The sequence below is a fragment of the Rhodococcus sp. JS3073 genome, from assembly GCF_026810085.1.
Classification (GTDB): Bacteria; Actinomycetota; Actinomycetes; order Mycobacteriales; family Mycobacteriaceae; genus Rhodococcus_F; species Rhodococcus_F wratislaviensis.
This window is the reverse complement of record NZ_CP113951.1, coordinates 382902-396407: the sequence shown is the minus strand read 5'-3', so window position 1 is coordinate 396407 and position 13506 is coordinate 382902. Positions and strand designations below refer to the sequence as shown.

At 64.3% G+C, this 13506-nt stretch carries 12 protein-coding genes; 3 read left to right on the top strand and 9 right to left on the bottom strand.

Annotated features, from left to right (window positions below):
• Positions 1 to 40: 40 nt before the first annotated feature.
• The 6 genes from OYT95_RS01865 to OYT95_RS01840 all read right to left on the bottom strand — a co-directional run bounded on the left by OYT95_RS01865 (position 41) and on the right by OYT95_RS01840 (position 6886).
• A complete protein-coding gene (locus OYT95_RS01865) occupies positions 41 to 1024 on the bottom strand; it encodes an NADPH:quinone oxidoreductase family protein (RefSeq protein WP_268790736.1) in 984 nt (327 codons plus the stop codon).
• 44 nt (positions 1025 to 1068) lie between these two features.
• Positions 1069 to 2355, bottom strand: coding sequence for a crotonyl-CoA carboxylase/reductase (gene ccrA, locus OYT95_RS01860; protein ID WP_268790735.1), 1287 nt, complete (start codon positions 2353 to 2355; stop codon positions 1069 to 1071).
• A gap of 155 nt (positions 2356 to 2510) precedes the next feature.
• Positions 2511 to 3338: an enoyl-CoA hydratase/isomerase family protein gene (locus OYT95_RS01855; protein ID WP_268790734.1), complete on the bottom strand. Its 828-nt coding sequence runs from the start codon at positions 3336 to 3338 to the stop codon at positions 2511 to 2513.
• Positions 3335 to 4927: an AMP-binding protein gene (locus OYT95_RS01850; protein ID WP_268790733.1), complete on the bottom strand. Its 1593-nt coding sequence runs from the start codon at positions 4925 to 4927 to the stop codon at positions 3335 to 3337. The genes OYT95_RS01855 and OYT95_RS01850 overlap by 4 nt, the downstream gene beginning before the upstream one ends.
• Before the next feature lie 2 nt (positions 4928 to 4929).
• Entirely contained in the window at positions 4930 to 5502 is a 573-nt protein-coding gene (locus OYT95_RS01845; RefSeq protein ID WP_268790732.1) for an OsmC family protein, read from the bottom strand.
• A gap of 55 nt (positions 5503 to 5557) precedes the next feature.
• Positions 5558 to 6886, bottom strand: coding sequence for an MFS transporter (locus tag OYT95_RS01840; protein ID WP_200887811.1), 1329 nt, complete (start codon positions 6884 to 6886; stop codon positions 5558 to 5560).
• 401 nt (positions 6887 to 7287) lie between these two features.
• On the opposite strand from OYT95_RS01840, the gene OYT95_RS01835 reads away from it, so the two are divergent.
• Both OYT95_RS01835 and OYT95_RS01830 read left to right on the top strand, forming a co-directional pair.
• Positions 7288 to 7575, top strand: a complete 288-nt coding sequence (locus tag OYT95_RS01835; protein WP_128642125.1) for an ArsR/SmtB family transcription factor — start codon at positions 7288 to 7290, stop codon at positions 7573 to 7575.
• Positions 7576 to 7627: 52 nt separating this feature from the next.
• On the top strand, positions 7628 to 8020 hold the full coding sequence (locus OYT95_RS01830) for an OsmC family protein (protein ID WP_268790731.1): 393 nt from the start codon (positions 7628 to 7630) through the stop codon (positions 8018 to 8020).
• 17 nt (positions 8021 to 8037) lie between these two features.
• On the opposite strand, the gene OYT95_RS01825 is transcribed toward OYT95_RS01830, so the two are convergent.
• From OYT95_RS01825 to OYT95_RS01815, 3 genes are all read right to left on the bottom strand, one after another.
• Positions 8038 to 8931 carry a LysR family transcriptional regulator gene (locus tag OYT95_RS01825; RefSeq protein WP_128638787.1) on the bottom strand — a complete coding sequence of 298 codons (894 nt, stop codon included), beginning with the start codon at positions 8929 to 8931 and terminating at the stop codon, positions 8038 to 8040.
• 1262 nt (positions 8932 to 10193) lie between these two features.
• On the bottom strand, positions 10194 to 11339 hold the full coding sequence (locus OYT95_RS01820; protein ID WP_268790730.1) for a citrate synthase 2: 1146 nt from the start codon (positions 11337 to 11339) through the stop codon (positions 10194 to 10196).
• Between the two features lie 973 nt (positions 11340 to 12312).
• A complete protein-coding gene (locus OYT95_RS01815) occupies positions 12313 to 12681 on the bottom strand; it encodes a histone-like nucleoid-structuring protein Lsr2 (RefSeq protein WP_268792328.1) in 369 nt (122 codons plus the stop codon).
• A gap of 685 nt (positions 12682 to 13366) precedes the next feature.
• On the opposite strand from OYT95_RS01815, the gene OYT95_RS01810 reads away from it, so the two are divergent.
• A complete protein-coding gene (locus OYT95_RS01810; protein WP_257237409.1) occupies positions 13367 to 13492 on the top strand; it encodes a hypothetical protein in 126 nt (41 codons plus the stop codon).
• Positions 13493 to 13506: the final 14 nt, after the last annotated feature.

Below are 13506 nucleotides of genomic sequence, written 5' to 3'. Positions count from 1 at the left end.
TTCCGCACTCCTGTTCCTAGTGTGTCGGTGATGGACGACGTCAGACGGTGATGACCGTCTTTCCCTGGGTACGTCCGTGGGCGAGTTCCTCGAGGGCATCGGGCGCATTGTCGAGACCGATACGGGCGGTGATCAGCGGGTCGATCAGGCCGGCAGCGGCCATCTCGAAGATCGCTGCCTGGGCGATGTGCACGAGATCCGGGCGATGTGTGCGGTACAACGACCAGTGCAGGCCGGCGATGGAGTAGTTCTTCACGAAGGCGTGGTTGAGGTGTGGCCTGGGGATGTAGCCGCTGGCGAATCCGATGACCACGATGCGTCCTTCGAAGGCAATGTATTTCGTTGCCTGCTCGTATGCCTGCCCGCCGACCGAGTCGAAGACGATGTCGGCGCCGCCCGGTGCGGCGGCCTTCACCTGATCGATCACGTCCCCACTGGAGCGGTCGACGACTATGTCCGCTCCGAGACCGGTGACGGTGGCGGCTTTGCCGGCATCGGACACGATCGCGATCACGGTCGCGCCCGCCGCCCGGGCGACTTGCACGGCCGCTGAGCCGACGCCTCCGGCGGCGGCGGTGATCACGACGGTGTCGCCGGCCTTGATCGCGGCTCGGCGGTGCAGCCCGAGCCACGCCGTCAGGTAGGTCAGATGCAATGTGGCTGCGGTGGTGTCATCGATGTTGCGGGGAACGACATAGGCCTCGTCCGCGTTCATCAGGGCGACCTCGGCGAAGCCCCCGTGCGGAAGAATCGGCGCTCCGACGATCCGCGAGGCGAGCAACCGCGGATCGACTCCTCCGCCGATGTCGTCGACCCACCCGCATACTTCGAGGCCCGGAGTGAACGGCGGGGCCGGCTTCTGCTGATACTCGCCCCGGCACAGCAGAACGTCGGCGAAGTTGCACGAGGTGGCGGCCACGCGAAGCCGGACCTGCCCGTGCCCGGGGGTCGGTTCGGTTGTGTCTTCCAGCCGCAGGACGGAGGCGGGTTCTCCGTACTCGCGGACTCTCCATGCTCGGGACATGTTGTGCACCTTTGCTTGTGGTTCTGCTATGCCGTTGCGGGTGGTCAGGGCCGTCGACCCTCGTCCGGGGTGGTGGCGCCGATGAGGTGGACGGTGTTGCCGAAGACCTCTTCGCCGCGGCCCATCTGGGCGTGGGAGAGCGGAATGTCGGCCATGGGGAGGACTCGGCCGACGACCGGGTCGATCTTCCCGTCGACGACGAGCTGGTTGTAGGCGATGGCCTGTTCGTCGTTGGTGCCGTGCGAGCCCTGCAGTCGCTTCTGGCGGGTCCAGTGGTACCGCAGGTCGACCATGGCGTCGAATCCGGTGGTGCCGGCGCAGATGGCGACCATGCCGCCGGGCTGGCAGACGAAGATGCTGGTGGGGATGGTGGAGGCACCGGGGTGCTCGAACACGATCGCCGGGTCTTCTCGGCTGCCGGCGATCTCCCAGAGCTTCTTGCCGAACGCGCGGGCGCCGGCGGTCCACTTCTTCTGGCCTTCGGTGTCGTCGACGAGCGGCGGGACGCCCCAGTGATCGAACTCGCGCCGGTTGATGTAGCCGATGGCTCCGTATTTCATCGCGTAGGCGCCACGGTCGTCGTCGGAGACCACGGCCACGGCCCGGCCGCCCGCCTCGCGCACGAGCTGGCAAGCCTGGGTTCCCAGACCACCGGATCCGCCCCACACCAGCACTAGATCGCCCTCGGTGACGGTGTTGCCCTTCCAGCCGTGCAGCATCCGGTACGCGGTCGTGCCCACCAGGGTGGGTGCGGCGGCTTCGGCCCAACTCAGATGCGCAGCCTTGGGTAGAACCTGATGCGCCTGCACTCGGGCGAACTGGCCGAACGAGCCGTAGTTGGTGTCGTAGCCCCAGATCTTCGCGCTCGGGGCGATCATCTGGTCGCGGCCGGAGGTTATCCACGGGTCGTTCTGGTCCCAGACGCCCGGATGGATGACGACCTCGTCGCCGATGCTGATGCCGCTGACCCCGTCCCCGACGGCGTAGACGATGCCGGAGGCGTCCGAGCCGCCGATGTGGAAGTCCTCGGTCTCGCCCCGGCGCTGCCGAGTGGCCACCTGATCGACGGGGTAGCCGCGGGCCGCCCAGACGTTGTTGTAGTTGACCCCGGCCGCCATCACCGCGATGAGCACCTCACCGGTACCCAGCGCCGGGGTGTCGACGACCTCGTGGACGAACGCGGTGGCGGGGTCGCCGTACCGCTCCGGACGCACGACCTGTGCGTGCATAGTCTTGGGAACCACACCGAGTGGGGGAAGCGTGCCCGGCTCCACCGCGTCGGTGGTCGGGTGGGCAACGGACTGGCGCTCCATCAGTTCGGTCACGATCATCTCCTAAGATCTATATTCGTATAAACATCAAACTATTCGGTCGGGTGCTATCTCCAAACCCGCGGACCCCTTCGACCGAGAGGCGGGTCGGCGGAGATCAAGCTTCGGACACCGGTTGCGGGAGAGCAGTTCTCGCGCAACCGGCGCCGGAGTTGTCACTGCTCGACGGCGCCGTACCGTTCGTCCCGCCAGGCTAGTGCGGCCCCGAGTCCCTTGGACGCGACGAGCTCGGTGAACTCGGCGCGCTCGGGGGTCTCGGCCGAGTTCAGCACCGCGGCGATATCGAGATTCGACTCGACCGCACTGGTCAGCCCCATCGCGTCGTACGCGCGGGTGATGGCACGCTTGGTGTACCGAAGGATCGACAGGGGAGTGAGCGCAATCTTGCGAGCGAGGACGTCGACGGTTACTTCGAGGTCGGTCTTGGCGACCACACGGTTGACCATCCCGAGCGTTGCGGCTCGTTCAGCGTCGATGATGTCTCCGGTGTAGAGCAGTTCGTTGGTGGCCTTCTGCCCCAGCAGGAACGGCATCAGCAGCGTCACTGGCCCGGAGCCGAACCGGATCTCCGGCTCACCGAACTGGGCGTCGTCGGTGGCGATAATCAGATCGCAGGCCATCGCCAGTTCGCAGCCACCGGCCAGGCACCATCCGGAGACGGCGGCGATGACCGGTTTCTTCAGCCGCCACACCTGCATCGACAGCCCGATGTTGTTGGTCAGGCCGGCATGCCACTGCTCGGCGGTCGAGACACCCATCTCCACTTCCTGGGCGATGTCGTAGCCGACACTGAACGCCTTCTCGCCACCCTGCAGGACCACGACCTTGATCGCCGGGTCCGCTTCGGCGACGGTTAGGGCCTGCGCCAGTTCCTGCATCAGTTCGACCGACAGTGCGTTGAGTTTCTTCGGCCGGTTGATGGTCAGCCAGGCCACCTCTCCGCGGTGCTCGGTGCGGACGAGATCGTCGGTGGATGTGGTCATGCTATTGCCTCGCTTCGTAATTCGATTTCGGAGGTCGACTGCGTCCGCAGACGTGCCTTGTCGACCTTGCCCACGGCGGTCCGGGGCATTGCGTCGACGACGATGAACTGGTCTGGAATCCACCATCGGGGGAATCGCTCACCGACGTGCGCGCGAAGCGCGGCGTCGATGTCCTCGGTGGCGTTGTCGGCGACCACGATGTAGGCGAGCGGCCGCTCGATCCATCGCGGATGTGCCGTCGCCACGACGGCGGCCGATGACACTGCCGGATGGGTGCACAAGTACTGCTCGAGTTCGGCGGTGGCGATCCACTCGCCTCCGGACTTGATCAGGTCTTTCTCCCGGTCATGCAGCCGCAATCGGCCTTGCTGGTCGATCGAGGCGATGTCGCCGGTGTCGAACCAGTTCGTGCTGCCGTCCCCTACTCCCACGATGAACGGCCCCCGTACCTGCAGCTTGCCCATGGTCGGCTCGGAGCCGTCCTGTGCGAACCCGCCAGTGTCGACACGTAGCTCCACAAGGGGAATGGGGACTCCGGCCGAGGTCGCGGGTTCGAGGCGTTCGTAGGTGCTGCACGCCATGGTCTCGGTCATGCCCCAAGCCGTGCTGACGGTGGCACCGAGAACGGTCGCCACCGCGTCCACGACGGGCTGCGGGACGGCACTGCCACCACTGAAGACCTCCCGCAGACGGTTCGGCCGCGGCGCGTGCCCGGCGGCGACGGCCGCGCATACGTCGTGCCAGACCGTTGGGACGGCGGCAGCGGCGGTGACGGACTCCTCGCTGAGGATTGTGGCCACGCGGTCCGCAGCGAGGTCACCGCCGCAGAGGACCAGCGACGCTCCGGTTAGCGCGCAGGTCAAGGGCAGCCCCCATCCGTTCACGTGGAAGAACGGTGCCAGTGGAAGGACCCGGTCGGTGCTGTGCAGCCCCGAGGCGGCGGTGGTGGCCTGGCTGAGGGTGTGCAGCATGGCTGCGCGGTGGCTGACCGCGTAACTCTTTGGCCGCCCGGTCGTTCCGCTGGTATGGAACAGGTACGCGGTGGTGTTCTCATCCTCCACCGCAGCCTGCGCCGACAGCGTCGAGCCTGCCTCGATCAGGTCGCGGTAGCGGACGACCGTGTCCGCGTGCTCGGTCCAGTCGCGCTCGCCGACGACGATCAGGGGTACCCCGGCCTCGTGCAATACGGCTAGGACTGACCGGACGTTCCGACCCAGGACCGGGTGGTCCACCATCTCCCCGTCGACCACCACGGCGGCCGGTCGGGGAGACATGGCCTGGTCGATGAGGAGCTCAACGTTCAGGCGTGCGTTGAGGCTGTTGACGGCGACGCCGAGAAGGGGCACGCCGAGCAGGACCTCGAAGTGCTCGAGAGTGTTGAACGCGAGTACCGCGACCGTCTGCCCTGGCCCCATGCCCAGCTCTGCGTGCGCACCGGCGGCCAAGCGCTGCGCTCGCGCCGCCACCTCGGGGAAGGACCAACGTGTGGCCGCCGCCCCGCTGGCTTCTCCTGCGATGCTCACGACTTCCGACTGCGGATGAATGTTGCTCATTCGCCACAGCAGGTGGTCGACGGTCAGGGGAAACATGGCTACTTCACCAGGGTGGTGACGACCTGCACCGGGTTGGCGAGGGTGTCCCGAATCGGCGAACGCTTCTGCACGGCGTCGGTCAGTTCCTGCAGCTGCTCGGTCGAGGCGTTCGGGGACTCGGCGTGCACGCTAATCCTGATCTCCTGGGCGCCGGGGCGGACGCTGTCGTCGAGGTTGAGGAAGCCCTGGAGATCGAAATCGGTCTGCATCTCCAGTCGCAGCGAGGACAGTTCGATGCCCCGCACGGCCGCGTTGGTGGCGTAGGTGACCGCGTAGCAGCCGGCGAGCGCCTGGAGCACGTACTCGGCGGGGCTGGCGGCCTTGTCCGTGCCCAGCAAAGCCGCCGGCTCGTCGGACTCGAGGACGTACGAGGCCTCGCGGCTGCTGACCAGCTCACCGTTCTGGTGCAGTTCGCCCGTGGTCGAACGCTGATGGCAGCCGTCGAGCCATTCGGATCCGAGTGAGAACGTCACCTGGGCGAGTGCGGGGGTTTCGCGGACCGCGTCGATCGTGGCGTGAAGGGCCTGCTCGTCGACACCGTTGATGGTGGTGGCTGAGGAGGTGCTGGTCATGAGGTGCTGCCTTTCGTTTCGTGTGAGCGTGCGCGGGCGTCGAAGGATGCCTTCGCTACGCGTTTGAGGGAGCGGGGGAGTCGTGGTTATCGACCGCAGCAGTTCTTTTCGGTGAACTGTGGGGATCGAGATCGATGTCCTTCTTGTTGGTCTCCGGTGCGAGGTAGGCGCAGACCGCGGTTATGACGCTGAGGACGGTGAAGTACCCGACCACCAGCCACGGGCTTCCGTTTCCGACTGCGAGCAGTGACGTGGCGATCAAAGGTGAGAAGCCGCCAGCGAACACCGAGCCGATTTGATAGCCGACTGATGCGCCGCTGTATCGCACTCCGGTGGAGAACATTTCGGAGAAGAAAGCCGCTTGCGGGCCGTACATCGCGTCGTGGAAGAAGTTCAATCCGATCACCATGGCGAGAGTGATCAGGACCGGGTTCCCGGTGTCGGCCAGGAGGAAGAACGGGCCGATGAACAGCGCGCTGGTAACGGCGCCGAATAGATATAGGGGGCGTCGGCCGAATCTGTCGGATAGTGCTGCCCAGATCGGTACGGAAACGAGGCCTATCGCTGACGCGATCAGGACGGAGTTCAAGCCGACGCTGGTCGCTGTGCCCAAACTCCGGGCGATGTAGGCGATGCCGAACACCGTGTAGAGGTAGTAGATCGCGTTCTGCGACAGCCGCATTCCGGTCGTGAGGTACACCGCCCGTCGTTCGTGTCGGAACAGTTCGACCACGGGCCTTTCGGCGACGGTGTCGTTCTTCTTCATCTCGGCGAACTTTTCTGGTTCCGACAATCCGATGCGGATCAGTAGGCCGACGAAGACCAGCAGGCCGCTGATGAGGAAGGGGATGCGCCAGCCCCAGGCGAGGAAGGTTTCCTCGTCGAGAACGGTGCGAGCGATGCTGAACGCTCCGACGGCGAGCAGCATGCCGGCCGAGACGCCGATCTGGGTGAAGCTCCCGTAGAAGCCTCGGCGGTTCGCGGGTGCGGACTCCACGGACATCAGTGCTGCGCCGCCCCATTCGCCGCCGACGCCGAATCCCTGTGCGAGACGGAGAACGAGGAGCAGGATCGGCGCCCAGATGCCGATCGAGGAGTGGGTGGGAAGGACGCCGATGAGAGTGGTGCTCGCTCCCATGATGAGCAGCGACGCCACAAGCATCGCCTTACGTCCCACCCGGTCACCGATGTGGCCGGCGACGACCCCACCGATGGGGCGGGCGAGGAAGCCCACCGCGTAAGTACCGAACGCCGCGATGAGTCCGATCGCTGGGCTGACGTCCGGGAAGAAGAGGGGGCTGAATACCAGGGCTGCGGCGGTGCCGTACAGAAAGAAGTCGTACCACTCGATCGTGGTGCCGACGAAACTGCCGAGCGCAACCATTCTCGGAGAGTTGGGTTTTCGGTTACCCGACGGCGCATTCGATGAGCTCATAGCCGGGGTCTCCTCTCGGGAGGTGGGTCGCCGCTGAGGTTGCGGTGACGTGTCGACGGGTGTGGCGGGTGTACGGGTCCGGGCCGGCGCCGGCCGCGCCCGTAGTGGATTTGGGCTCGAGAGGGACAGTCGAATCGTGGTTGTGACGTCCGATCCGTCATCTCTCTGGTGTGTCTCAAGTCTCAACTGGGGGCATCCGGGTGGCAATAACCAAAGCGTCGCGAGGCTCTGCAAATTTGCACAACGGCAGGTGGGCGCGGGTATCCGCGGTTCGGCGCCGTCAAATCAGGTGTCACGATATAGTTGGATTGTTGGCCATCAGTAGAAATATCGAAGGATTAGGAGTGCTCATGCTCCACGGCGCCGCCCCCACGCTCGACGAGTTGGTGGACGTCCTCAAAGCGCTGGCGGACCCTGTGCGGTTGGATCTGCTCAGGCGCATCGCGGCTGTCGACGAGATGGCCTGTACCGACCTGGTCGAGGAATCCCACGTGTCTGCCTCCACCGTCTCGTATCACGTCAAAACGCTGAGGACCGTCGGCCTGGTGCAGGTACGTAAGGAGGGGCGCAACTTCCACTACACATATCGGCCGGAGACTGCCCGGTCGCTGACGGCTGCGCTGAACAGTATGGGATGAGCTTGTGGTGTACAGATCAACCGTAAGCGGTCGTGGTACAGGTGTGTATCACGTGGCGCACGGTGCGGATCCGGCGCGCCCGCTACGGTTCGACGGCGATCCCGCGTTCGGTGGCAAGGACCGGGCGCTTGGCCCCTTCGAACACCTTCTCGGAGCGCTCGGTGCCTGCTGCCAAATTACTGCCGATATCGTCGCGCAGTCACGGCGAGTGACGCTGGGGCAGGTCCGGACGACAATCGAGACGAGCTTCGACAACTCGGTGCTGGTGCGCGGCATTCCGGGAACTTCCCAGTTCAACACCCTCGACGTCGACGTTGCCGTGGAATCGTCACTCAGCAGTGAAGAGCTCGGCGACCTTGGGCGTGAGGTGGAACGCCGCTGCCCGATTTTCCAGCTCTTCGTCGCGAGCGGCGTTCGGGTCAGCAGCTCGTGGACCCGGCTGTGAGGCGAAGGCGATAGCGGCTACCGAGCCAGGTGCAGTCCGCTGGCGTTCGCGACCAGCTTCTCGATGTGCTCGGACATGACGCGAACTCGAGCCAGACGCACCAGGTCGCGTGGAATGGAAATCCAGTAGCTGCGTTCAATCTTCGCCGTGATTTTCGTGAGTCGTTGTAGGCGCTGATTTCCATCAGCGATGAATGAAGGAAGCAATGCTATTCCCAGGTCCGCTTCTGCAGCCTGGATGAATCCGGCGATGTTGTTGGTCTGAATCTGGGCCTGCGCGTTCGGCAGCAACTCGTACAGCAGATTGAACGTGCTGAGGTCGAGCGCTGTATCTACGTACCAGATCAAGACGTGGTTGTAGAGATCTTCTAACGTCTCTACGGGCGGGTGTGAGGCTAGGTAGTCATGCGACGCATAGAATCCCAGCGAGTAGTTGGCGAGTCGCTGAACTGTCACGGCGCGAGCTTGCGGACGCTCAATCGTGATAGCGAGATCGAACTCCCGGGGGGTGAGTGACGCGTGTCTGTTCGCCGTGACAACTTCGACTATGAGGCCAGGATGCTGGCGTTGAATCTCTCCGAGACCGGGCAGTAGCAAATACGCCCCGAATCCGTCGGGAGCAATAATGCGCACATGGCCGGTCAGGGACGGCCCCCGTGACAAACAGTCTTCCTGCGCCGCAAGCACAGCCGCTTCCACCATCTCGGCATGGACTAGCAGTTGGGCCCCGGCATCCGTTAGTGTCCAGCCCTCGGACGTCCGATCGAACAAGCGATTCTCCACCGCCCGCTCAAGACGAGTGATGTGTCGGCTGACCGTCGTGTGATTGATCTGCAGGTGCTTGGCAGCCTCGGTGAGCCTGCCTCGACGTGCGACTTCGAGAAAGAGCTTGAGATCATCAGCCGAGAACATACGTTCACTGTAATCAATTGCGGTGCCTCAACTAGGCCCAACTACCTAACGACTGCCTATGCGACGCGAGGAACTGATCGAGGAATCTCGAAGAGTCGGGAGAGCCGGTCCACATCCGGGCATGGCAAGTACTCCGTTTCCCTCGAAGCTGGTACTCGAAATTCGACCGAGAGATGGCTCGGCGTGGCCTGGTCCAGACAGTCGGTGATGGCGACGCTGCTCGACCGACTGACCGATCGCGCGCTTGCGTCGCCCGATCGGCCACGAGCACCAAATTCAGAACCAATCGGTCGTTACCTGCCGTGCCGCCCGGTGTCCGGGACGGCCTCTAATGAGTTCGTCCAGTGGTCGCGCAGACCACACCACGGAACCAATCTATCTAGAATGGCCATTTGATAGTTCGTTCCGTCGCTGGTCGCAGGAAACACCCTCGTCCCGAAAGCCCCCGGACACCCCTGATCCACAGTGCTTCCCGGGTTGGCTGGCATAGGAGGTATTCGCCGCTGGCGTCGTGAATACCGTCTGCGGCGGGCGCGATGCCGGTGCCGACACGGTGAACCACGGGATCCCGGAGACGGTGCCCATCACCGGCCCCCACCCGGAGGCACAAAGGTTATGCCTGCTGCTCCAGCAACGCTCAAGGACGTCAACCTGGAGTTGGGTTCCCAGGCCTGTCCGTTGTCCTCGCCGATGTCGACTCTTCCAGGACAGCTCTTCCAGGAGAGCTCAGGAGAATCGATTCATTTCAAGCAAGTTCGTCAACACCGACCAGAACCGCACCGCCGTCACTCGGGTGCTGGCGAACGAGGCAATTCATGCGTAGTTCGCCGCCGCATTGGCGGCCGCGGCGGATGCACCCGGCCGTGGGGGGAGGACGTGGACCCAGGGCGATGAACGGCGCAGCCACCTCGGACGAGTAGAGAAATCCATGGCTCGCCTTTCGGCCCAGTCGCGCGCCCGCAGGGCTGAGCGCCAGCTGGTCGCGCATCGAGAATCCATGATCTGCGACTTGGTAGGGGCTCTTCCAGTCGAGAGCTATGCCATTCGCGAATCCTGGACGTTAAATGTGTAACCTCGAACGCTACGTGACACGATTGAACGAACTCGGCATCAACACAGCGGCCTTACGTGGTCAGAGGATGCCCGCGTAACAGACCCGAAGACTTTGGTGACGACGAGTCGTGCGGGGAGTCTGATGAATGCCGAACCAGACTCCGACGCAAACCTCTTCGCTCTTCGGTTACTCGTGCGTGGGGAGACGGTCAGCTGGTGTGGGCGATCTGGTCCCAGCCCTCGACGGACTCGGGGGTGCGGGGTGCGGGTCCGGTGTAGATGGCGGCGGGGCGGACGAGTTTGCCGAGGCGTTTCTGTTCGAGGATGTGGGCGCACCAGCCGGCGGTGCGGCCGCAGGTGAACATCGCGGGCATCATGTGCGCGGGGACCTCGGCGAAGTCGAGGATGACCGCGGCCCAGAATTCGACGTTGGTTTCGATGGCCCGGTCCGGGCGGCGTTCGCGCAGTTCGGCGAGGGCGGCCTGTTCGAGGGCGGCGGCCGCCTCGTAGCGGGGGGCGTTCAGGCGTTGGGCGGTGGCGCGCAGCACCCGGGCGCGGGGGTCTTCGGCGCGGTAGACGCGGTGCCCGAAGCCCATCAGCTTTTCCTTGCGGTCGAGGATGCCCTTGACCAGGGTGCGGGCGTCGCCGGACTTTTCGGTGTCCTCGATCATCGGCAGGACGCGGGCGGGGGCCCCGCCGTGCAGCGGGCCGGACACGGCGCCGATGGCCCCGGACAGGGAGGCGGCGACGTCGGCGCCGGTGGAGGCGATGACGCGGGCGGTGAAGGTGGAGGCGTTCATGCCGTGTTCGGCGGCGGAGACCCAGTAGGCGTCGATGGCGGCGACGTGGGCGGGGTCGGGGTCGCCCTTCCAGCGGACCATGAACCGTTCGGTGACGGTTTTCGCTTCGTCGATTCGTCTCTGCGGGACGGCGGGTTGGTAGATGCCGCGGGCGGACTGGGCGACGTAGGACAGGGCCATGACGGAGGCGCGGGCGAGTTGTTCGCGGGCGGTGTCGTCGTCGATGTCGAGGAGGGGCTGGTATCCCCAGATGGGGGCGAGCATGGCGAGGCCGGCCTGGACGTCGACGCGGACGTCGCCGGTGTGCACGGGCAGGGGGAACGGTTCGGCCGGGGGCAGTCCGGGGCCGAAGCGGCCGTCGACGAGCAGGGCCCACACGTTGCCGAAGGTGACGTGCCCCTCGACGAGTTCTTCGATGTCGACGCCGCGGTAGCGCAGGGCGCCGCCGTCCTTGTCGGGTTCGGCGATGTCGCTGGTGAACGCGACCACACCTTCCAGTCCGCTGACGAAATCGGCCGGTACGCCCGTGTGGTCGGTGATCTCTGCAGTGGTCATTGCTGTTGTTCCTCGAATGTTGTGATGTCGGGGTCGTTTGGCGGGCGTTCAGGAGCGAGGAGCGGCGGCGCCTGTTCGCTGCCACGTCATTCGGCTCGACCACGCGGTGCCGTCGGATCTGTCTGCGACCGGGTTGCCGAACACTCCCGATCCCATGCACACCCTTTCCTAGCCGTCGGGTACGGCGACCGCCGTCCCGGGATTTCGTCCACTCAATGAACGGTTCGTCCGGATGGTCTTTGCACCACTAAAAGGGTTGGCGTTATGCATTTCAAGGATTGGCAACACACTGCTCGCGCTTTGGACGCCAGGAGTAGAAGCGTTCACTGAGTGGACGTTTCCGTATTCATTCACGGTGCAGGGGTGCCAGGCTGTCATTGTGGCGCCCGGATGCGCTATGCGTGATCAGAATGGAGGCTCCTGTTTGGCTAGTGAAAGACACTTGTACATAGAGACTTCAGCTCTGCCGGTCACGGTATGCAGCGGGAGCATCTACACGGTGGACGACCTGCTGGCGACTCGGGCGCGCGAGCAGCATGCCTGGTGAGCACCCGGTGAACTGACATGCACCTTCAGCGGATGGCAGCTCGGGTAATCCGTCGCCGGGCTACGCCGGGCTGTTGCGCACGATAAAGGGTGCATGCGAAGTGGTTAGGGGAAGTGGCCCGCGAGTTCCGCGAATCAGCATCGCTGGTATCTGTCAATGGCACTGTTCAGGATCGATCGAATTCCGAGGAGAGGTCGTGACCGAGACCGAGATCGGGGGTGGTTTGCTTGATGGACAAAACGTTCCTTGGAAGGGTGAGGATTGGTAGCGATTGCTCCAAGACCCGGCATACGCGTCGAATCACAGGGTCTTGGAGTAGCATTTAGCACAGGACTCTCGCCGACACCTCACCTGCAAATGCTTCTCGCCCCTCAGGCTCCCATTCGACCGTGGAACCAAATAGCAACGGCACTCTCCTGGCGGTCGTCAGTGAGTAGCGTTGTACGCTTCCGTGATCTCGGTGGGAATGCGCCCGCGGACACCGACTTCATAGCCCTGTTCCTGAGCCCATTCCCGCACTGCCCTCACATGGTCACGGTCGCGCCGCACAGGCTTCCGCTTGACCTCACCGCCCGACGTGAGTGCGCCCGCGGATCGATTCTTGCGGCCACCTACCTTCGTGGCATGATCGATGTAGTGATCGAGTTTCTTGTGGAACTCCTTCGCGTTCCTCGCCGACAAGTCGATCTCGTAGTCGATTCCATTCACGGAGAAGACGATCGTCTCGCCCTTTCCCTCCGCAATGGGAGTTCCGTCGATATCGTCGACGTGTTCGACAACAATTTGGCGCGCCATTCCAGCTCCTTTGTCCCTTTTACGCACCCACTCTACGTCCATTACGCAATGCTCGCCTCAGCCAAAATGCAGTACTCCACTGTATGCACCGAAAATGGAAAATCGGACGGAAGTTCTAAGCGAAACGGGACATTATCCACCGAGCGGGTCAGCTCTCGAATGCATGGCGGGTGTTGGAAGTAGCCGGGGCCTTGGGGCGACGCGAAGAAGTCCGCGGCGAGGGGGACGGGGGACTTAGTGGAGGCGTTCGCGGATCCGGCCGGTGCGGGCAGTCCGATGTTTCGGGACGGATGGCTACGGGCACGCCGGGAGTATGACGACCGAACACGGAACTACGCATGTCTCCGCATCCGGGTCTGCGGGGGATTGTCCGCTTCCGCCGCTGAGGTCCGGTGGCCGGTTGCACATCGTCGAAGGTCGGCCCTGGCGGCGGGCGCTCGAGTGCGTTGCGGTCGGCGGCCGGGAGGGCAGAAGGCCGTGGCACGGGGCGCCGGACCCCCATGATCGGGATTTGCTGCTGGTTGTGCTCTCGACAGATCCCCGCATGGTGTTGTGTGTCGAGGTGGTGGCCGGAGGTGCGACCCACCCCGGCGGCAACATCGTGGTACGCCCCTCCGAGACGGTTCTGTTCCGTCACGGCATTCTATTCGATGCAGTGAAAAAGCGTTCAGGACTTCATGTTCGGATGTACGAGAGCTACCGCGGGGCGGATGCGCATGCGATCCTGGACGCCCTCGACAAGGAGTACCACCTCGATACACCGTGGTTCACCCCCGCACGGTGGCTCGAGGGCCACGGGGTCGACTTCTAGCCGGGTGACCAGTC

What these genes read in the sequence shown, in the direction of transcription:
- OYT95_RS01840 (WP_200887811.1), bottom strand. Translation starts at nt 6,886, where the DNA reads ATGGTTGCGCTCGGCAGTTTCGTCGGCACCACGATCGAGTGGTACGAC.
- OYT95_RS01865 (WP_268790736.1), bottom strand. Translation starts at nt 1,024, where the DNA reads ATGTCCCGAGCATGGAGAGTCCGCGAGTACGGAGAACCCGCCTCCGTC.
- OYT95_RS01855 (WP_268790734.1), bottom strand. Translation starts at nt 3,338, where the DNA reads ATGACCACATCCACCGACGATCTCGTCCGCACCGAGCACCGCGGAGAG.
- OYT95_RS01845 (WP_268790732.1), bottom strand. Translation starts at nt 5,502, where the DNA reads ATGACCAGCACCTCCTCAGCCACCACCATCAACGGTGTCGACGAGCAG.
- OYT95_RS01835 (WP_128642125.1), top strand. Translation starts at nt 7,288, where the DNA reads ATGCTCCACGGCGCCGCCCCCACGCTCGACGAGTTGGTGGACGTCCTC.
- OYT95_RS01815 (WP_268792328.1), bottom strand. Translation starts at nt 12,681, where the DNA reads ATGGCGCGCCAAATTGTTGTCGAACACGTCGACGATATCGACGGAACT.
- OYT95_RS01850 (WP_268790733.1), bottom strand. Translation starts at nt 4,927, where the DNA reads ATGTTTCCCCTGACCGTCGACCACCTGCTGTGGCGAATGAGCAACATT.
- ccrA (WP_268790735.1), bottom strand. Translation starts at nt 2,355, where the DNA reads ATGATCGTGACCGAACTGATGGAGCGCCAGTCCGTTGCCCACCCGACC.
- OYT95_RS01825 (WP_128638787.1), bottom strand. Translation starts at nt 8,931, where the DNA reads ATGTTCTCGGCTGATGATCTCAAGCTCTTTCTCGAAGTCGCACGTCGA.
- OYT95_RS01810 (WP_257237409.1), top strand. Translation starts at nt 13,367, where the DNA reads ATGTACGAGAGCTACCGCGGGGCGGATGCGCATGCGATCCTGGACGCC.
- OYT95_RS01820 (WP_268790730.1), bottom strand. Translation starts at nt 11,339, where the DNA reads ATGACCACTGCAGAGATCACCGACCACACGGGCGTACCGGCCGATTTC.